Genomic DNA, 19,356 nt, shown 5'->3' on the forward strand with positions numbered 1-19,356 from the left:
AGGCGGGTCAGTCCGGGACCGGGAGATGCGCGTACAGGTCCATCGCGTCGACCGTCGAGGGCAGGTCGCTGACCTGGCCGTCGCCGACCTCCACCACCCTGGGACCACGCCCGCCACTGCGACGCGCTCGAGGCGGAGGCCGCCGCGTTCGTCTCCGGCGCGGCCGGGGCCGACCTCGGCGCGCCCGTCCCGACCTGCCCCGGCTGGACGGTCGCCGACCTGCTCCGCCATCTCGGCGGCGTGCACCGCTGGGCCGGCGGGACCGTCCGCGTCGCCGCCCGGCGCAGGCTCGGGCTGCGCGAGCTGGGGGTGTCCTTCCCCGCCGCCGCGGGCGACCACCTGCCCTGGTTCACCGAGGGCGCGCGGCGGCTCGTCGAGATCCTGCGGGCCGCCGACCCCGCCGCCCCCGTGTGGACCTGGGGACCGGACGGGCACGTGCGGTTCTGGTCCCGCCGGATGCTGCACGAGAGCGCCGTGCACCGCTGCGACCTCGACCTCGCCCTCGGCCGCGACCCGGTCGTCGCGCCCGCCACCGCCGAGGACGGTGTCGCCGAGCTTCTGGAGAACCTCGAGTCGGCGGCCGCGTTCGCCCCCAAGATCGAGAACCTGCGCGGCGGCGGCCGCACCCTCGCCTTCACCGCCACCGACATCGGTGCACGCTGGCTGCTCCACCTGCGCCCCGACCGCCTGGAGTGGAACCGCGAGGACGGGAGCGCCGCCACCGCCGACGCGGAGGTCGGCGGCGACGTCTCCGACGTCCTGCTGTTCCTGTGGGGCCGCCGCGAACTCGATGACCCCCGGCTGCGCCTCTCCGGCGACGACGACCTGCTCACGCACTGGGTCGAGAACTCCGCGATCTGAGGCGAGAACGCGAAGGCCAGGGACCGGCCTGGCGGCCGGTCCCTGGCCTTGTGGGGGCTGTTAGGGGAGGGCCAGCATCTGGTCGAGGGCCGCGCGCGCGTGGCGGGCTGTCTCCTCGTCCACCTGGATGACGTTCTCCACCTCGCCTCGGACGAGCCCCTCCAGCGTCCATACCAGGTGCGGGAGGTCGATGCGGTTCATCGTCGAGCAGTAGCAGACGGTCTTGTCGAGGAACATGATGTTCTTGTCCGGGTGGGCGTTGGCCAGGCGGCGCACCAGGTTCAGCTCGGTGCCCACCGCCCAGGACGAGCCGGGCTCCGCGGCCTCGATGGTCTTGATGATGTACTCGGTGGACCCGATCTGGTCGGCGGCCGTGACGACCTCGTGCCTGCACTCGGGGTGCACCAGCACGTTCACCCCGGGGACCCGGGCCCGGACGTCGTCGACCGAGTCCTTGCTGAACCGGCCGTGGACCGAGCAGTGTCCCCGCCAGAGGATCATCCGGGCGTCCCGCAGCTGCTCGGGGGTCAGGCCGCCCCCGCGCCGGTGCGGGCTGTAGACGACGCAGTCGTCCAGCGAGAAGCCCATCTCCAGAACGGCGGTGTTGCGGCCGAGGTGCTGGTCCGGCAGGAACAGCACCTTCTTGCCCTTGCCGTAGGCCCAGTCGAGCGCCCGCTTGGCGTTGGACGAGGTGCACACCACGCCGCCGTGCCGTCCGACGAACCCCTTGATGTCGGCCGAGGAGTTCATGTAGGTCACGGGCACCACCTCGTCGGCGATACCCGCGTCCTCCAGGACCTCCCAGCACTCCTCGACCTGGTCGAACGTCGCCATGTCGGCCATCGAGCAGCCCGCGCCCAGGTCGGGCAGGATCACCCGCTGGTGGGCGGCGGTCAGGATGTCGGCGGACTCGGCCATGAAGTGGACGCCGCAGAACACGACGTAGGGCGCCTCGGGACGCGCGGCGGCCTCCCGGGCCAGCTTGAACGAGTCCCCGGTCACGTCCGCGAACTGGATCACCTCGTCCCGCTGGTAGTGGTGGCCGAGGACGAACACCCGGTCACCGAGGGCGGCCTTGGCGGCGGCGGCACGCTCGACCAGCGCCGGGTCGGACGCGGGCGGCAGCTCGCCGGGACAGTCCACACCGCGCTCGCTCGCCGGGTCCGCGCCCTCTCCGAGCAGCAGCAGCGGCAGGTCGCGCACAGGGGTGGTCACGGGAGTCTCCCTCCTGCGACGGGGCTTATCGTCGCTTTGACGACTAATAATGGCACATCCGGTCAAGTCCGGCGGTGTGACGTAGGACGCACCCCCGGCGGGCGTTAAACATCGCCGAAAAGCGGAATGGGCCCATGGCGAGGTACGTTGTCCTCGGAAAGAGGCGTACGTCCTCGAGGACAAGCGACGGCCGCCGCACCCGCGGCGCAGCGAGACCCGGGAGCTGAACACATGACGGTTTCAGGCGAGACCACGCAGGAGACCACGCAGCAGGGCGTCAATCTCACCGACGCCGCCGCCGAGAAGGCCAGGGGCCTGCTCGAGCAGGAGGGCCGTGACGACCTTGCGCTGCGTGTCGCCGTGCAGCCGGGTGGCTGTTCCGGTCTGATCTACCAGCTCTTCTTCGACGAGCGCGAGATGGACGGCGACCAGATCCAGGACTTCAGCGGCCTGTCGGTCCGCGTCGACCGGATGAGCGCCCCCTACCTGACCGGCGCCACGATCGACTTCGTCGACACGATCGAGAAGCAGGGCTTCACGATCGACAACCCGAACGCGTCCGGCTCCTGCGCCTGCGGCGACTCCTTCAACTGAATTTATTGCAAGCCCGGCCCACGGTCCTCGCCTGGCGGCTCGGACCGTGACCGTTCTTGTGCGAGCGCGAATCGCTTCGCGATCTTCCCGGCGGGGGCTCGCCTTCGGCGTCGCCCCCGCCGGTCAGGTCGCGCGCTCGCGTGACGGCTGAGGTCTGAGTGAGGTCGCGCCTCCCCGAGAGGCCGACCGCACGTCGCGACCGGGGCCCGCTTCGGGGACCGGTGTCGCCAGCGAGCCACTAGTGGTTCTTTAGGGGTGGTCTGGATGATTGGTCCGGACCGCCCCTTTCTCGTGGCCGTTCGCTTCGGTCGCGTCCCGTGGTCCGATGGGAAGTAGTCTTTCCGGGTTGAAACAGCCGGTGAACAGCCGGACGACCACGACGAGGAGAGCGACGCCGTGCGCATCGCCGTGACTGGCTCCATTGCGACCGATCATCTGATGAGCTTCCCGGGGAAGTTCACCGACCAGCTCCTGCCCGACCAGCTCGACCAGGTGTCGCTGTCCTTCCTGGTGGACGACCTGCAGATCCGCCGCGGCGGCATCGCCGCGAACATCTGCTTCGGCATGGGGAGCCTCGGCAAGGAGTCGATCCTCGTCGGCTCGGTCGGCGACGACTTCGCCGACTACCGCTCCTGGCTGGACCGGCACCGGGTGGACACCGCCTCCGTGCACGTCTCCGAGCTGCACCACACCGCCCGGTTCCTGTGCACCACCGACCAGAACCAGAACCAGATCGCGACGTTCTACGCCGGTGCGATGAGCGAGGCCCGCTCGATCGAGCTGTCGCCGGTCGCCGAGCGCGTCGGCGGGCTCGACCTCGTCATCGTCAGCCCGAACGACCCCGACGCCATGCTCCGGCACACCGACGAGTGCCGCTCGGCCGGCATCCCGTTCGCCGCCGACCCGTCCCAGCAGCTCGCCCGGATGGACGGCGCGGACGTCCGCCGCCTCGTCGACGGCGCCGCGTACCTGTTCACCAACGAGTACGAGAAGGCCCTCTGCGAGGAGAAGACCGGCTGGTCCGGCGAGGAGATCCTCTCCCGAGTCGGCGTCCGCGTCACGACCCTCGGCGCCAAGGGCGTCGTCATCGACCGCGAGGGCGCGGAGGGCCTGCACGTCCCCGCCGTCCCCGTCGAGAAGGTCGCCGACCCGACCGGCGTGGGCGACGCGTTCCGCGCGGGTTTCCTGTCGGCCACCGCCTGGGGCCTGTCCCTGGAGCGCGCCGCGCAGGTCGGCAACGCCATCGCCGCGCACGCCCTGGAGGCCGCCGGCCCGCAGGAGTACACGCTGGCCCGCCAAGCGTTCCTCGACCGCTTCTCCGCCGCCTTCGGCGGAGAAGCCACCGCCGAGGTGGCCCCCCACATCACCTGCCCCAACCCGTAAGCAAGAGCGAGAACCACCGAACGGCCGCGTCCCTCAGAGGGACGCGGCCGTTTCAGTCATTTGCGACTTTTGTGAGGTCGAATCGAGTCAGCCCCGTCCGGGAAAAGGCGGGACGGTCACGCGAGTGGGCGCGCGCCGTCTGGACTGAGGAACGAAGCGAGCGCAGCGAGCGAAGAGACGAGGGAAGACGGCGCGTAAAGCGCCCACCGCCGCCGAGCGGAGGCGAGGCAATTCAACACAGCGCCCGCTCGCCGTCGAGCGGAGGCGAGACAATCAATAGGTACGGCGGATGTGGAAGCCCCAGCCGCCTTGGGGGAGGGGCTCCTCGCGGACGAAGTCCTGGGATTTCATCCGGCACCAGGCGGGGATGTCGGTGCGGGCGGCGGCGTCGTCGGCGAGGACGGCGACGATCTCGCCGACCGGGACCTCGCGGATCCGTTCGGCCAGCATGATGATCGGGATGGGGCATTTGCGGCCGAGGGCGTCGATGACCAGGACCGGGGGCGGGCCAGCCGGTTCGGGGGACGCCGCGGGGGCGGGGGGCGCCTCGTTCTTGGCGCGGCCTCGGAACCTCATGGGCGCGACCGCCTCCCTGTCTGTGTGGTGTTCATCGTCGTCCGGCGCAGACGCGCGACGGTGCCGGGAAGCTCGTCGAGGAAGCGGTCGACCTCCGCCGCACTGGCGCCACGCGGCAGCGATACCCGCACGTTCCCATGGGTAATCACTCCCATCGCCTCGAGCACATGACTGGGACGCAGCGTATCCGCCGTGCACGAGCTTCCCGACGAAACCGCGAAACCCAGCCGGTCGAGCTCGGTGAGGAGGGCCTCGCCCTCGACGTAGAGACAGGAGAAGGTGACCAGGTGGGGGAGCCGCCGGACGGGGTCGCCGACCACCTCGACGTCGGGGACGGTCCGGGGGACCTCGGCGCGGATCCGGTCGATGAGGGCGGACAGGCGCGGCGCCTCGGCGGTCATGTCGGCGCGGAACGCCTCCAGGGCGGCGGCGGCCGCGACGGCGGCGGGGACGTTCTCGAAGCCGGGGACGCGGCGGTTCTCGCGTTCGTCGGCGGGCAGGGGGGAGCGCCATCGGACGCCCTTGCGGACGGCGAGCACGCCGATGCCGGCGGGGCCGCCCCATTTGTGGGCGCTGCCGGCCAGGAGGGACCAGCCCGCGGGGACGTCGACGCGGCCGAGGGACTGCGCGGCGTCGACGAACAGGGGGACGCCGGCGGCGCGGCACGCCTCGGCGACCTCGGCGACGGGCTGGAGCGTGCCGACCTCGTGGTTGGCGGACTGGAGGCAGGCGAGGGCGGTGCCGGGGCGGAGCGCCGCGGCGAACTCGGCCGGGTCGACGCGGCCGGCGCGGTCGACGGCGACGGTGGTGACGTCGCCGCCGCCGGCCTCGTGCAGTTCCGCGGCGTGCAGCACGCTCGAGTGCTCGACGGCGCCGACCACCAGGTGGTTCCCGGCCCGCCGGCGCGCCTGGAGCCCCCCGAGGACCGCCAGGTGCACCGCCTGGGTGCCGGACGTGGTGAACGACACCTCGTCCGGGCGGGCGCCCAGGACGCCGGCCACGCGCGCGCGGGCCCGGTCCAGCAGCATGCGGGTGCTCCGGGCCGTCCCGTACAGCCTGGCGGGATCGGCCCAGCCCGCGTCCAGCGCCTCCAGCAGCGCCGTCCGGGCCGCCGGATGCGGCGGCTCGGTGGAAGCGGCGTCGAAGTAGGAGCCCGGCGCGCTGGAGTTGGCCACGCGCAAACACTAACCGGGCACCCGATCGGGGGTTCGGGCGACCCTCGCGCTAGGGTGTCCACCACACGTGTAACAACTGATCTCACCGCCCGGCCGACCGGGCTTTCATCCGTGGGGAAGGCATTCCGTGAGTCCGACCCGCTCTAGGGAGCGGCGTACGCCTGTGCGCAGTCGCCGCGCATTGAAAAGCGCCGGCGCGCTAGGGCTACTGGCGCTGACCGCCACCGCGTGCAGCGGTGAGGCGTCCCGCCTGGGCATGCCCGAGCCGATCAGCGACCAGGCCGAGCGCATGCTGAAGCTCTGGCAGGGTTCCTGGATCGCGGCGTTCGCCGTCGGGGCCGTCGTCTGGGGCCTGATCATCTGGGCGGTGCTGTTCCACCGCAAGCGCTCTGACGACCTGCCGCCGCAGGTGCGCTACAACATGCCGATCGAGATCCTCTATACGGCGGTCCCGTTCGTCATCATCGCGGTGCTGTTCTACTTCACCGCCCGCGACGAGAACTTCGTCGAGAAGACGACGAAGAATCCGGCGGTCACGATCGACGTCACGGCCTTCCAGTGGAGCTGGCAGTTCGACTACATGGAGAAGGACGCCGCGGGCCAGGAGAAGAAGGTGGCCTCCACCGTCGGGCAGCCGGTCGCTCCCAACGGTCCCGCGCCCCTGAAGCCGGTGCTGACGATCCCGTCCGGTAAGACGATCCGGGTGCGGCTGCACTCCAACGATGTCATCCACTCGTTCTGGGTTCCGGCGCTCCTGTACAAGAAGGACGTCATGCCGGGCTACGTCAACGAGTTCGAGTTCAAGGCGAACAAGACCGGCACGTACGAGGGCCGCTGCGCCGAGCTCTGCGGTGTCGACCACAGCCGGATGCTGTTCCAGCTCAAGGTCGTGACGCCCGACGAGTACGCCAAGTTCATCGCCGATTCCAAGGCCAAGGCCGCGGGGGGTGCCCAGTGACCACGATCAGTCACGCACCGAGCGCGCCGATCGCCGCGTCGCGGACGAGCAAGGGGCGCATCCTCGCCTCGTGGATGTCGTCCACCGACCACAAGGTGATCGGTTACCTCTACCTGATCACGTCGTTCATGATGTTCCTGGTCGGCGGCGTCCTCGCGCTGCTGATGCGGGCCGAGCTGTTCAGGCCGGGGCTGCAGTTCCTCAGCAACGAGCAGTTCAACCAGCTGTTCACGATGCACGGCACGATCATGCTGCTGATGTTCGCGACGCCGCTGTTCGCCGGCTTCGCCAACGTCATCATGCCGCTGCAGATCGGGGCCCCCGACGTGGCGTTCCCCCGGATGAACATGCTGGCGTACTGGCTGTTCCTGTTCGGGAGCCTGATCGTCATCGCCGGGTTCCTGACCCCGGGCGGCGCCGCCAGCTTCGGCTGGTTCGCCTACGCGCCGCTCTCGGACGCGGTGCGCTCGCCGGGCATCGGCGGCGACATGTGGGTGATGGGCCTGGCGATGTCGGGCTTCGGCACCATCATGGGCGCGGTCAACTTCATCACCACGATCCTGTGCATGCGCGCCCCGGGCATGACGATGTTCCGGATGCCGATCTTCACCTGGAACATCCTGCTGACCTCCATCCTGGTGCTGCTGGCGTTCCCGGTGCTCGCCGCGGCGCTGCTGGCGCTGGAGGCCGACCGCAAGCTGGGCGCGCACGTGTTCGACGCCTCGCACGGCGGCGCGCTGCTGTGGCAGCACCTGTTCTGGTTCTTCGGGCATCCGGAGGTCTACATCATCGCGTTGCCCTTCTTCGGCATCGTGACCGAGATCCTCCCGGTGTTCAGCCGCAAGCCGGTGTTCGGCTACATCGGCCTGGTCTTCGCGACGATCACCATCGCGGGCCTGTCCATCACGGTGTGGGCGCACCACATGTTCGTGACCGGCCAGGTGCTGCTGCCGTTCTTCTCCTTCATGACGTTCCTCATCGCCGTGCCCACGGGGGTGAAGTTCTTCAACTGGGTCGGGACGATCTGGCGAGGACAGCTGACGTTCGAGTCGCCGATGCTGTGGTCGCTGGGCTTCCTGGTGACGTTCCTGTTCGGTGGCCTGACGGGTGTCATCCTGGCCTCGCCGCCGATGGACTTCCAGCTGTCCGACTCCTACTTCGTGGTGGCGCACTTCCACTACGTCGTGTTCGGCACCGTGGTGTTCGCGATGTTCGCGGGCTTCTACTTCTGGTGGCCGAAGTGGACGGGCAAGATGCTGAACGACACCCTCGGCAAGATCCACTTCTGGCTGCTGTTCATCGGCTTCCACGGCACGTTCCTCATCCAGCACTGGCTGGGCGCCGAGGGCATGCCGCGCCGGTACGCCGACTACGCCAAGGAGTTCGAGGGCCTGAACCAGGTCTCCAGCGTCTTCTCGCTCATCCTCGGTCTCTCGCTGCTGCCGTTCTTCTACAACGTGTACATCACGGCGAAGAAGGGCAAGCGCGTGGAGGTCGACGACCCGTGGGGCTACGGCTCGTCGCTGGAGTGGGCGACGTCCTGCCCGCCGCCGCGGCACAACTTCAACTCGATCCCGAAGATCCGCTCGGAGCGGCCCGCGTTCGACCTGCACCACCCGCACGTGGGCGCGCAGGGCGAGCTGGCCGGGGCGAAGGGGGAGTAGCCGATGCGCGTCCAGGCGTTCATGTTCTACGGGTGCGCGGTCTTCTTCCTCGTCACCGACGTCGTGTACTGGCTGTGGTCCGGTGACTGGACGGGCACCACGGCGCTGTCGCTGGCCATCGGTCTCGCGGGGCTGATCGGGTTCTACATCCACTTCACCGTCCGGCGCCTAGAGCGGGCCAACAACGGGCCGCTCTACGAGGACGACCCCGAGGGCGACATCGCGGACGCGGCCGGCGAGCTGGGCTTCTTCAGCCCGCACAGCTGGTGGCCGCTGTTCCTCGGGCTGTCGGCGGCCTCCGTGTCGCTCGGCGTGGTGTTCGGCTGGTGGCTGGTCATCCTCGGCGCGGCGGCGATCATCATGACGACGATCGGTCTGGTCTTCGAGTACTACCGGGGTCATTTCGCCCACTGAGCAGTAAAAGAACCCCAAGAGGGGCCGGTACCGACATTTTTGTGGGTACCGGCCTTTTCATCTGGGCGTCGTTCCCGGCCACCGGGCTGGGCTGACGATTTCACTCGCCCAGCGGGACGACCGGGGGGCACGGTGCGGGAAGGCGGGTCAGGACCGAAGGGCAGGGGAAGGCGCGCCACCGCGTTGCTCGCCGGCACGACGCTCGCGGCGGCGGCCGCGGCCGCGGGGTGCTCGGAGGGCTCGGGGGCGGGCGACAAGGACGTGGCGAGGATCGCCGTCTCGCCGGCGGGCGGCGGGGCCCTGGTGCGGCCGGACGGGACCATCGCCGTCCAGTCGAGCAACGGCACGATCGAGGACGTCACCGTGCTGAGCGGGGGAACGCCCGTGGAGGGCGCGCTGAGCGCCGACCGGACGCACTGGCGCTCGCGCTGGACGCTCGATCCGGGGCAGACGTACACGGTGAACGCCACCGCGGTGGGCAGGGACGGCAGGAGCCGCTCGGCCGCCAGCCGGTTCGCCGTCGCGAAGGTGAGCCGGACGGCGAAGGTCGACCTCGAGGCGCCCTACGACAGGGAGACCGTCGGCATCGGAATCCCGATCATCCTGCGGTTCCGGGGGAAGGTCGGCGACCGGGCGGCGGTCGAGCGGGCGCTGGAGGTGCGCGCCGACCGGCCCGTGGAGGGCGCCTGGCACTGGTTCGAGGGCGAGGAGGGCTCGGAGGCGGTGTTCCGCACGCGCGAGTACTGGCCCGCCCATACCAGCGTCCGTTTCCAGGCCCATCTGAGCGGGGTCTCGACCGCGAAGGACGTCTACGGCGGAAAGAACTACACCGTCAACTTCAAGATCGGCGACTCGCACATCTCCAGGGCGGGCGAGGACAGCCACAAAATGGTCGTCAAGGTCAACGGGCGTAAGGCCCGCACCATTCCGACGAGCATGGGCCGGGGCGGGGAGCGCAAGTACACCACCACCAACGGCACGCACCTCACCATGGAGAAGGGCAGCCCCGTCACCATGACGTCCGAGGGCGACGGCTGCGGTCCCGGCTGCCCCGGCTACTACAGCGAGACGGTCTACTCCGCCGTCCGCATCTCCGACAGCGGCGAGTACGTGCACAGCGCTCCCTGGTCGGTCGGGGAGCAGGGCAACACGAACGTCAGCCACGGCTGCGTCAACATCAGCCCGTCCAACGCCAAGTGGTTCTACGGCCTGGCCTACCGGGGCGACCCGGTCACGGTGACGGGCTCGGACCGCCCGCTCGAACCCGACAACGGCTGGGGCTACTGGCAGATGAAGTGGAACGACTGGGTGAAGGGGAGCGCGCTCAAGCGCTCGGTGACGACCGGTCCGCACGCGGACGCCTCGACCCTGTCCGCGGAGTCCGGCCGCGGCACCGCGCCCACCGCCCCACGCGCGGACGGAGGGCACTAGCGGCGGGTGCCGCCGCGGCTCAGCGGTTCAGCGGCGGCGGCACCGGCGCGTGGTGCATCCGGGCCCAGTCGCGGGCCATGGCGATCCGGCCGGGGCCGGCCGGGTGCGTCAGCCACAGCAGGTACTCCAGGGCGTCGGGGCTCAGGTCGGAGATGTTGCGCACCGACAGCTCGTGCTGCATCGACACGAACGTCGACGGGTCACGGGTGAGGTTCAGGGCGTGCGCGTCGGCCCGCGCCTCGATGCGCCGGCTGACGAGGTTCTGCACGGGCGTCCCGAGCTGCGTCCCGGCGGCCACGAGGGCCAGCAGCAGCGCCACCGACCGCGGGTCGGCGGCGCCCGTGCCCCTCGCGTCCGCCGCCCGCGGGCCGGCCCCGGCGCGCCGCAGCAGCGCCGGTGAGGTCATCAGCACGTGCAGCAGGCAGATCGCCCCGGCGACGCCCATCGCGCCCACGACCGTCCCCCACAGGACGTCGTCGCGCTTGGCGTGGCCGAGCTCGTGCCCGACGATCGACTCGATCCGCGCGGGCGGCGACTTCAGGAGCGTGTCGTAGAGGACGATCCGCCGCGTCGACCCGAACCCCGACACGTAGGCGTTCAGCGACGTCGTCCGGCGGGAGGCGTCGGCGACCAGGACGTCCTTCACCGGGACGCCGTCCCGGTCGGCCATCGCCAGCAGATCCGTGCGCAGCCGCCCCTGCGGCAGCGAGTGGAACCGGCTGAAGAGCGGCTCGACGACCACCGGGTAGAGGAACGACACGGCGACGACGAGCACGAAGCCGCCCGCGGCGGCCCCGGCCCACCAGTAGCGCGGGAAGCGCCGCACCACCGCGTACAGGAGCAGCAGCGCGACGGTGTAGATCACCCACGTCACGGCCAGGGACTTCAGCTGGTCCACGAGCCAGGCGGACCACCCCTGCGTGGACAGGTCGTACCGGCGCAGGACCGACTCACGCCAGATCGCGAACGGCAGGCCGGCCGCCCGCAGCAGCGTCGTCAGCGCCACGGCCGCGACCATGACGCGCAGCGGCCACCGCCGCGTCCGCGCCGAGGCCCAGCCGATGAACCGCGCCCCGAGCGGAGTGAACCCCAGGACCAGGAGCAGAGCCAGCCCGACGACCAGGCCGCCGTAGGCGGGCGGGTTGAGGGCCGAGTCGAACGCCCGGGACCGGGCGATCTCCGCGGGCGAGAAGTCCAGCGCGGGGTCGGCCTTCACGTGCCCGCCCGGCACGCGCCCCGGCAGCGGGTTCCACGGCGTGGTCAGCGCCAGGACGCCTCCGACGGCGGCGAACAGCGCCGCCGCCGTCACCCCGGCCGCCGCCCGCGCCCGCCGCATGCCCCCGTCCGCGGGTCCGGCTCCGGGGTCCCCGGCGTCGCCGTCGCCCTCGCTCGCCGCCCGTTCCTCGCTCCTCGGTCCAGGCGACGCCGCGCCCTCCTGCCCGCCGCTCACTGGAGCTCCTTCTTCAGGTAGTCGCGCCACATGACGGTGAACCGGTCCCGTGAGAGACCCAGCACCTCGCTCAGCGCGGCGGCCTCCGAGCCCCGCCCGGCGGCCCGGTACAGACGCACGAGCGTCGACTCACCGTACAGCGCCGCGACCATCCGGCAGGCGAGCCATGCCTCCTGGTACGCCTGCGAGAGGCGCCCCGAGGTGCCCGCGAAGGCGTCGGGCCCCGGCAGCGCGGCGGGCAGCCGCCCGCCGGCCACCTCCCGGGCCAGCTCCCGCGCCGCCGAGCGGACCTCGACCTTCACGCGGTGGTAGCCGACATAGTCGGCGAAGCCCTCGATCAGCCAGAGCGGCGTGGTGCCGTCCCGGGCGCCGCCGGTGGCGACATGGGTCAGCTCGTGCGCCAGGACCACGTCCCGGCCCAGCTCGTTGAGCCGGCCGAAGGTGCCGGGGGAGATCAGGACGCGGTCCTCGCCGCGGCCGTTGCCGGCGGACGGCGCGACGGTGGCCAGGGCCGCGATCGAACCGAGGTCCTGGCTCTGCCCGGCGAGCGCCGCGGCCAGCGCGGGGGCCGCCGGGACGAGCGCGACGGCCCGCTGCGGCCAGCCGCGGCCCACGATGCCCGTGACGACCGGCACCGCCGCGTCCAGGCGCGCGGCGATCCGGTCCAGGCCCGCGGCGTCGCCGATGACGAGACTGGATCGGCCCCGGACGACGGTGAGCGGTCCACCGTCCCAGATCTCCGCGTCGCCGGTGAGCCCATGCGACGATCCGTCGTCCACGATCGCCCACCCTCCCGGCCTTGGGGAGAGCGTCAGAAAGCGAGTGCGGGCCACGGCGCCGTGGTCGAAACCCCGCAGCTTGTAACGGACCTCCAGGCGTACGACCGTGCTTCCGTCTTCGGGGATCTGGGCGCCGATGACGCGCTCCTGCCAGCCGTCCAAGGGGAGCCTGCGGAGGTTGTCGTACAGGCGTGACTGGGCGTCCTGAAAGGCGGGCGGGGCGGAGCGCACCGTGGCGAGGAAGGCCATGCGGTCGCCGCGGGCCACCGCGCGTGCGCGGTTGGAAAGGATGGTGCCGGCGAGGTCCGGATGGAACGACCCTGCGGCCCTGGTCGCGTGGGCGGAGAAGGCTCCGGGGGCGCCGGCGCGCGCGCGGACGAACCCCGCGCCTCCGGCCAGCAACAGGGCGGCGCCCCCCGCGCCCAGGCCGAGAAGCCTGCGACGCGGGAGGGAGCCGCCCTGCGGAACGTCTCCGGGAACGTCCTCCATGCGCGCGATCCTATGCAGCGCGCCGAGGACGGGCCGTCATGAGGCGTACTCCGGGTATCCGTAACCGACGACGGTGCCGGTCGACCGCGTCCTGATCCGGACGGCGTTGCTGGTGTTGCCCTCGACGGTCTGGATCGTCCCGTCGCCGTTCTTCTTGATCACCATGCCGACGTGGTCGATGTCGTCGAGGCTGCGGCTGCCGCCCCAGGAGAAGAACACGATCGAGCCCGGCCTCGGCTGGCCGCCCCAGCGGCCGCGCTCCTTGAACCAGCCGGCGTGCGCGACGGTCCAGGCGTCCTTGCCCACCCCGTTGCTGAACCCGATCCGGTCGCCGACCCAGGAGACGAACATGTCACACCAGGAGGCGGAGCTGTACCCGCCGATGGAGCCGCCGTCGCGGGCGACGGTCTGCCTGGCGCGGGACGTGCCCATGTACCACTGCTGGAACTTGGTCTCGCCGTTCCCGTCCTCCTCGATGCCCACCTGGGACCTGGCGATCTTGATGGCGTCGGCGGCGGTGGGCTTGGCCGTTCGCGCCGAGGCGCGGCGGGACGACCTGGAGCTCGCCGCGGCGGACCGCTTGGCGCGGGCCTTGCGGGCGCTCCTGGACTTGGAGCCGTGCTTCGGCGTGGACTTGGCGACCATCAGGTCGGCGGACACGGGCTTGGCCGAGTCGGACCCGAAGTCCAGGTCCGGTGTCTGCGCGGTGGCCGCGGCGGTGCCGAGGACGGCGACGCCGGCGAGCACGCCGCTGGTCGTCCGCCAGGTGAGAGGGAAGGGAATCCTACGGTGCTTGCCTGACAAGGGAAGTCTCCTTGGCTTCCATGCCGCCTACCGGGTTAGCTGACGGGTTCGGGCGTGGAAGGCGCCCTACGGCCTCTTTCAGGCAGGCCGATTCACCCCGATGGGACACTGGGTCCCCGGCTCCGCGGATCCCGCGCGGCATGCTGCGCGCGCGGTGCGGACTCGGCGGTGGAGCGCCCGGGGACGGGCGCTCGCGGGGGATGGATGATGGATCCGCTCCGGGGCGGGGGCGCCCGCGGAGGAGATCCGGGCGTGACCGCTCGCACGGCGGGCGGTCACGCCCGGGTCGAGCCGGCGGCTAACCGAGCCGCGCGGCGCCGGGGAACGGTGTCCCGCGGCCAGGATCGAATCTCACTGGACCGGCAGGGTGCGGGGCGAAACCGCCTCCGGACCACCCGCCGTCCAGGCTCGGTGGGGGATGGTAGTGAGCACTACTGGACAGAATTCACTCCTTCTTCCAGACGCCTACCGGGTTAGCTGACGGGTTCGGGCGTGGAAGTGGCCCTACGGCGGCCCTCGCCGACGACGGTCGTCGGGGGAGACGCGCCGATTCACCCCGGGGCCGGCTTGCCCGTCCAGGAGGGTTCCTGGACTCCGGCGGTTGGGTCCCCGGCTCCGCGCGTACGGCGGACTCGGCGTTGCCGCTGCGATCCTGAGGGCGCGATGAGGCCCGCGCGGGACCCTGTGTCCCGCGTGCGAAAGAGCGGCGTTGTTGTTGTCGTGGACGGCGGACCCCCGTCAGGGGACCGTGTCCGGGGGCCGGGCCTCGTGTGGACCGCCGTGGCGCGCTCTCAGCGCCATGCACGCTTCGGCGTGCGCACGGTCGGGCCGGGACCGGCCGGGGCCTCGGGGGAGGCCCGTGCGGCGTCATCGCCGCGGGCGGCGCGTGGAGTGCGCCGCCGGGGGAGGACGGCGCGTGGAGCGCGCCGTCGCGGGGGGAGGCGACGCCTGGAGTGCGCCGCCGGCGCGCGGCGGCTGGAAGGCGCCGCGCGGGGTCGCGATGCCGGGGGCATCGCGGGGACAAGACGCCTGGAAAGCGCCTCAAGTGCTGCAAAGGTACCAAAGCCCCATCAGAAGGCAAACCCCCCCAAAATCAACAACGGACCAGGTCAAAGCCTGGTCCGTTGTCGTGGAGGGGCCGGAAGCCCCCGGGGGGAGGGCCCGTCAGGGGCGGCCCGCCCCGTAGTAGTTCGACAGGTAGTAGCCGGAGCTGATGTCGCTGATCTTGACGACGTCACCGGTGTGCGGCGCGTGGATCATCTTGCCGCCGCCGATGTACAGGCCGACGTGACCGAGACTGCTGAAGAACACCAGGTCGCCCGGCTGCAGGGCGCTCCTGTCCACCCGCTGGGTGGCCGCGTACTGCGTATTGGTGGTGCGCGTGATGCTGACGCCCGCGGCGGCCCAGGCGGCCTGGGTGAGCCCGGAGCAGTCGTAGGAGCTCGGCCCGGTCGCGCCGTACACGTAGGGCTTGCCGAGCTGCGCGTAGGCGAAGTTCAGGGCCGTGCGGGCCGAGCCGCTGGCGGGGCCGTTGTAGGAGCCGCCGGTGCCGCCCTTCTTGCCGCCGGCCTTGGCCGGAGACTTCTTGCCGAGCTTGGTCAGCAGCTTCTTCTGCTCGGTGACCTGCTTGTCGAGCTCGGTCTTCTTGTCCTTCAGCTCCTTCAGCCTGGCCGCCACGTCGTCGTAGGCGCTCTGGGCCTGTGCCCGCTCCCGGCGCAGCCGCTGGGCGCTGGCGAGGAACTGGGTGAGCTGGGAGCTGCGATCCTGCGACAGGTGCGAGAAGACCGCCGCCTGGTCGAGGACCGACTGCGGGTCCTTGCTGGCGACGAAGCCGGTCACGTCCGCGGAGTCGCCGTTCTTGTACGCGTCCGCGGCCATCTTAGCGATCTTGCTGCGCTGCTCCTCGAACGACGCCTCCTCGCCCTTGCTGGACCTCTTGGCCGCGTCGAGCTTCTTCTTGGCGATCTTGAGCTGCTCGTTGATCTTGTTGTACTTCTCGACGGCCTGGTCGACCTCTTCGTTGAGCTTGGTGAGCTTCTTCTGCACCTCGCTCGCGCTGGGCTTGGGCGCGGCCGCGTTCCCCACCGCGGTGGGGAACGCGAATGAGGTCGCTGCGGCCAGGCACGCGGTGGCCGCCAGCCGGCGGGACATCGCGCGCCCCGCGAGAGCCCCCCGCCGGCCCCGCGAGCGCGCTGAGGCCCCGTTGAGTTCATTGGCCACGGTCGAAATCGCCCCTCTCGTCCGTCCACGACATCAGCGGACGACATTAGCGACGGGCCACAACGGTCACAACCGAAACGTCACTTTCCGCTTGACTTCGCGCGAATGAGGTACATTCCGTGAAGTCAAGATCACCTACTGTCCCGCCGGGGCCGGGTCAGGAGCGGCCCAGCCGGCGCAGGAGAAGCGTGGACGGCGCGGGGCGCGCGCCCGCGCGGCGCGCCGCGTCGGCGACCTCGCGGTCGCTGGACACCACCACGACGGCGCGGCCGGGCGGCTCCGCCCGCACCAGGTCGCCGATCAGCTCGTCGGCGGTCTGGCCGGGACGGCTGAACAGCACCCGCACCCCGCGCGGCGCGCCGATCGCGACCGGCGCCTCCAGCTCGGCCCCGTCGAACACGCACGTCACCTCGGCGCGCGTCTGCGCGGCGAGGCCGCCGAGGCCCGACACGAGCCGGCTGCGCTGGTCCGACAGCGGCAACTCCCCGTACCCGGTCTTGGTGACGTTGTAGCCGTCCACGACGAGGTGGACCTGCGGCAGCGTGAGCAGCCGCTCCAGCAGCTGCGGGTCGCTGTCCGACAGCGCCCGGCCGGGCAGCGCGCGGTGCGCCAGCCGGTCCGGCTCCAGTGCGCCGACGGCGTCGGCGGGCCGCCCGATGGTGGACGGCAGCGCCAGCTCCCGGCGGACGCCCTGCGCGGCGTCCACGAGCGTGTCGAGCAGCATCCGCAGCCGGACGTCGTCGACGTTGCGGCCCTCGCGGGCGGCGCGCTTGGCGGCCTCCGCGGCGGCCTCGGCCTGCGCGGCCCGGGCGCGGAGCTTGCGCAGCTCCTTGTCGGCCGCCGCGGTCGACTCGCGGGCGGCGGCGAGCTCGCGCTCGGTGCCGGCCGCGAGCGTCTCGGCGCGCTCCTGCGCGGCCCGCGCCCGGGTGCGCGCGTCGTGCAGCTTGTGGCGCAGCTCGGCGACCTCGGCCTTGCTCTCGCGCAGGTCGGCGCGCAGCTTCTCGATCTCCGCCGCGCGCGCCGCGCGGGCCGCGGAGAGCTCCTCGCGGAGCGCGGCGACGCGCCGCTCGGCGGCCTCCTCCTCGGACGCGGTCGCGGACCGCTCCAGTTCCGCGCGGGCTGCCTCGACGAGGTCCGTCCAGCCGCCGGGGCGCAGCAGGTACGCCAGCACCGCCACCCGGACCGGGTCGGCCGCGGGCGGCGGCCCGCCGCCCTCGACGGCCTCCACCAGGTCGGCCTGGGACGCGCGCAGCGGCTCGGCGACCCGCAGCCGGAAGTCCGGGTCCTTCTCCAGCAGCGCCGCGATGTGCTGCCCGGCGAGCTTGGCGCGCTTGCGCCGCTCGAACCGGGCGAACGGCCGTAGCGGCGCGGGGACCTCCTCGGCGGGCAGCAGGCCGATCAGCTCGGCGGCGGCCTCCACCACGCTCTGCCGGACGGCCTCCGGCAGCGGCCGCCCGAGCTGTTCCGCGGCGCCGCCCCCCGGGTCCTCCCGGCGGCCGGACTCCGGCGGCAGCGGGTCGCGCGGGGGCTCCCCGGCCGGCGGCCGGTGCCGCCCGCGGCGGGTGCTCAGGGCCGGCGACGCCCCGGATGTGTGCGGCCGGTCCCCCGGCTCGGGGTCGCCGCGGGTCGCTTCGGGCCTGTCGATGGTCCCGCTCCTTCCGGGCTCTGCCGCCGGTGGGCTGTGTGTTCCCGGGCGCCACGTACCTTAACCAGCACGAACACGGGATCGACCGGACGCGCCGAACTCCCCGTCCCCGTCCCCCCGCGGCCCCCACCGGGCGGGACGTCCCCCGACGCGCTGACAATCCTAGGGCTTGCGCCGAGGGAATCCTCAGCAGAAGCCCGACCACGTCAGAAGCCCACCACCCGGGCCGCTACGCCTGAGGCCGCCCAACCGGACAAAGCGACGTTCTGAGGTCTCCCATGACGGAGACCTCGGCCGTCACGCGAGGACCGTGGGCCGGGCTTGGAATGAACACTGTCACTCCCGTCCTCTACGGTGCCGGGGCATGACTGCTGCGCACGTCCAGGGAACCCTGGACGACCTCGGCACCCCCCTGTCCGAGGTCACCTTCGTGGTGGTCGACCTGGAGACGACGGGGGGCTCCGCGGCCGACTCCGCGATCACCGAGATCGGGGCGGTGAAGGTGCGCGGCGGCGCCGAGCTGGGGGAGCTCGGGACGCTGGTCGACCCCGGCGGGCCCGTCCCGCCGTTCATCACCGCGCTGACCGGCATCACCACCGCGATGGTGACGGCGGCGCCGCGGATGGACTCGGTGCTGCCGGCGTTCCTGGAGTTCGCGCGCGGCTGTGTGCTGGTCGCCCACAACGCCCCGTTCGACGTCGGTTTCCTGAAGGCGGCGTGCGCCGAGCACGGGTACGACTGGCCGGGCTTCACCGTCGTCGACACGGTCGACCTCGCGCGCCGCGTCCTCGGCAAGGACGAGGTGCCCAACTGCAAGCTGGGCACGCTCGCCCGGTTCTTCCGGACGGCCGCCCAGCCTGAGCACCGCGCGCTGGCCGACGCCCGCGCGACCGTCGAGGTGCTGCACGGATTGTTCGAGCGGCTCGGCTCGTTCGGCGTCACCTCGCTGGAGGAGATGCGCGGGTTCGCCAAGGCGCCCACGCCCGAGCAGCGGCGCAAGCGGCACCTCGCCGACGGCGTGCCGAGCGAGCCCGGCGTGTACCTGTTCGAGGACGGCTCGGGCGAGGCGCTGTACGTGGGCAAGAGCGGCGACCTGCGCTCGCGCGTGCGCAGCTATTTCACCGGCTCGGAGACCCGGCGGCGGGTCCGCGAGATGGTGGGCCTCGCCGAGCGGGTCCGGACGATCGTGTGCGCCACCGGCCTGGAGGCCGAGGTCCGCGAGCTGCGCCTCATCGCCGAGCACAAGCCCCGCTACAACCGGCGCTCGAAGTTCCCGGAGCGGGCGATCTGGCTGAAGCTGACCGTCGAGCCGTTCCCGCGGCTGTCGATCGTCCGCGAGTGCCGTGACGACGACGCCTGCTATCTCGGCCCGATCTCCTCGCGGCGGCAGGCCGAGGAGGCCCGCGCCGCGCTGCACGAGGCCGTCCCGCTGCGCCAGTGCACGCAGCGGCTGACGCTCCGGCTGGTCGAGCGCGGCCGGGCCCGCTGCTGCGCGCTCGCCGACCTCGGCCGCTGCGGCGCGCCCTGTGACGGCCGCGAGTCCGCCGCCGACTACGGCGTGCACGTCTCGGCGGCACGGGCGGTGATGGAGGGCGACGTGCGGCCCGTCGTGGCGGCGGCGCGGGCGCGCATCGACCGGCTCGCGGCCGAGCAGCGCTACGAGGAGGCCGCGGGCCAGCGCGACCGGCTCGCCGCGTT

At 72.0% G+C, this 19,356-nt stretch carries 16 protein-coding genes, 1 pseudogene and 2 riboswitches; of the genes and pseudogenes, 8 read left to right on the forward strand and 9 right to left on the reverse strand.

Annotation, left to right across the window (positions count from 1 at the left end; genetic code table 11):
- Positions 1 to 7: 7 nt before the first annotated feature.
- Positions 8 to 97 carry an ATP-grasp domain-containing protein gene (locus E1291_RS44185; RefSeq protein WP_242614401.1) on the reverse strand — a complete coding sequence of 30 codons (90 nt, stop codon included), beginning with the start codon at positions 95 to 97 and terminating at the stop codon, positions 8 to 10.
- A gap of 47 nt (positions 98 to 144) precedes the next feature.
- On the opposite strand from E1291_RS44185, the pseudogene E1291_RS27305 reads away from it, so the two are divergent.
- Positions 145 to 861: pseudogene (locus E1291_RS27305) on the forward strand (maleylpyruvate isomerase family mycothiol-dependent enzyme); the annotation flags it as partial.
- 60 nt (positions 862 to 921) lie between these two features.
- Here the strand turns inward: E1291_RS27305 and nadA are convergent.
- Entirely contained in the window at positions 922 to 2,076 is a 1,155-nt protein-coding gene (gene nadA / locus E1291_RS27310; protein ID WP_131740952.1) for a quinolinate synthase NadA, read from the reverse strand.
- 231 nt (positions 2,077 to 2,307) lie between these two features.
- Here nadA and E1291_RS27315 point away from each other — a divergent pair, with 231 nt between their 5' ends.
- Both E1291_RS27315 and E1291_RS27320 read left to right on the forward strand, forming a co-directional pair.
- Positions 2,308 to 2,670, forward strand: a complete 363-nt coding sequence (locus E1291_RS27315; RefSeq protein ID WP_131740953.1) for a HesB/IscA family protein — start codon at positions 2,308 to 2,310, stop codon at positions 2,668 to 2,670.
- A gap of 396 nt (positions 2,671 to 3,066) precedes the next feature.
- Positions 3,067 to 4,053, forward strand: coding sequence for a carbohydrate kinase family protein (locus tag E1291_RS27320; RefSeq protein WP_131740954.1), 987 nt, complete (start codon positions 3,067 to 3,069; stop codon positions 4,051 to 4,053).
- 273 nt (positions 4,054 to 4,326) lie between these two features.
- On the opposite strand, the gene E1291_RS27325 is transcribed toward E1291_RS27320, so the two are convergent.
- Together E1291_RS27325 and E1291_RS27330 are read right to left on the reverse strand one after the other, a co-directional pair.
- Entirely contained in the window at positions 4,327 to 4,629 is a 303-nt protein-coding gene (locus tag E1291_RS27325; protein WP_131740955.1) for a sulfurtransferase TusA family protein, read from the reverse strand.
- A complete protein-coding gene (locus tag E1291_RS27330; protein ID WP_131740956.1) occupies positions 4,626 to 5,804 on the reverse strand; it encodes a cysteine desulfurase family protein in 1,179 nt (392 codons plus the stop codon). The genes E1291_RS27325 and E1291_RS27330 overlap by 4 nt, the downstream gene beginning before the upstream one ends.
- Before the next feature lie 163 nt (positions 5,805 to 5,967).
- On the opposite strand from E1291_RS27330, the gene ctaC reads away from it, so the two are divergent.
- The 4 genes from ctaC to E1291_RS27350 all read left to right on the forward strand — a co-directional run bounded on the left by ctaC (position 5,968) and on the right by E1291_RS27350 (position 10,271).
- On the forward strand, positions 5,968 to 6,762 hold the full coding sequence (gene ctaC, locus E1291_RS27335; RefSeq protein ID WP_131740957.1) for an aa3-type cytochrome oxidase subunit II: 795 nt from the start codon (positions 5,968 to 5,970) through the stop codon (positions 6,760 to 6,762).
- Positions 6,759 to 8,426 carry an aa3-type cytochrome oxidase subunit I gene (gene ctaD, locus E1291_RS27340; RefSeq protein ID WP_131740958.1) on the forward strand — a complete coding sequence of 556 codons (1,668 nt, stop codon included), beginning with the start codon at positions 6,759 to 6,761 and terminating at the stop codon, positions 8,424 to 8,426. Before ctaC ends, ctaD begins: the two co-directional genes overlap by 4 nt.
- A gap of 3 nt (positions 8,427 to 8,429) precedes the next feature.
- Positions 8,430 to 8,840, forward strand: coding sequence for a cytochrome c oxidase subunit 4 (locus tag E1291_RS27345; RefSeq protein ID WP_131740959.1), 411 nt, complete (start codon positions 8,430 to 8,432; stop codon positions 8,838 to 8,840).
- A gap of 183 nt (positions 8,841 to 9,023) precedes the next feature.
- Entirely contained in the window at positions 9,024 to 10,271 is a 1,248-nt protein-coding gene (locus tag E1291_RS27350; protein ID WP_131740960.1) for a L,D-transpeptidase, read from the forward strand.
- Positions 10,272 to 10,290: 19 nt separating this feature from the next.
- On the opposite strand, the gene E1291_RS27355 is transcribed toward E1291_RS27350, so the two are convergent.
- From E1291_RS27355 to E1291_RS27375, 5 genes are all read right to left on the reverse strand, one after another.
- Complete coding sequence (locus tag E1291_RS27355) at positions 10,291 to 11,721, reverse strand: M48 family metallopeptidase (protein WP_242614402.1); 1,431 nt, start codon at positions 11,719 to 11,721, stop codon at positions 10,291 to 10,293.
- A complete protein-coding gene (locus E1291_RS27360) occupies positions 11,718 to 12,989 on the reverse strand; it encodes a gluzincin family metallopeptidase (RefSeq protein ID WP_131740961.1) in 1,272 nt (423 codons plus the stop codon). Before E1291_RS27360 ends, E1291_RS27355 begins: the two co-directional genes overlap by 4 nt.
- Before the next feature lie 36 nt (positions 12,990 to 13,025).
- A complete protein-coding gene (locus E1291_RS27365; protein WP_242614403.1) occupies positions 13,026 to 13,793 on the reverse strand; it encodes a CHAP domain-containing protein in 768 nt (255 codons plus the stop codon).
- A gap of 9 nt (positions 13,794 to 13,802) precedes the next feature.
- Positions 13,803 to 13,939: riboswitch (cyclic di-AMP (ydaO/yuaA leader) on the reverse strand.
- Between the two features lie 301 nt (positions 13,940 to 14,240).
- A riboswitch (cyclic di-AMP (ydaO/yuaA leader) is annotated at positions 14,241 to 14,441 on the reverse strand.
- A 516-nt stretch (positions 14,442 to 14,957) separates the two neighbouring features.
- A complete protein-coding gene (locus E1291_RS27370) occupies positions 14,958 to 15,944 on the reverse strand; it encodes a C40 family peptidase (protein WP_131740962.1) in 987 nt (328 codons plus the stop codon).
- Between the two features lie 226 nt (positions 15,945 to 16,170).
- Entirely contained in the window at positions 16,171 to 17,436 is a 1,266-nt protein-coding gene (locus E1291_RS27375; RefSeq protein ID WP_242614404.1) for an NYN domain-containing protein, read from the reverse strand.
- Between the two features lie 586 nt (positions 17,437 to 18,022).
- On the opposite strand from E1291_RS27375, the gene E1291_RS27380 reads away from it, so the two are divergent.
- Positions 18,023 to 19,356 (forward strand): DEDD exonuclease domain-containing protein (locus E1291_RS27380; protein ID WP_131740963.1); only part of this gene is annotated, 1,334 nt, incomplete at its 3' end.

The organism is Actinomadura roseirufa, assembly GCF_900659635.1.
Classification (GTDB): Bacteria; Actinomycetota; Actinomycetes; order Streptosporangiales; family Streptosporangiaceae; genus Spirillospora; species Spirillospora roseirufa.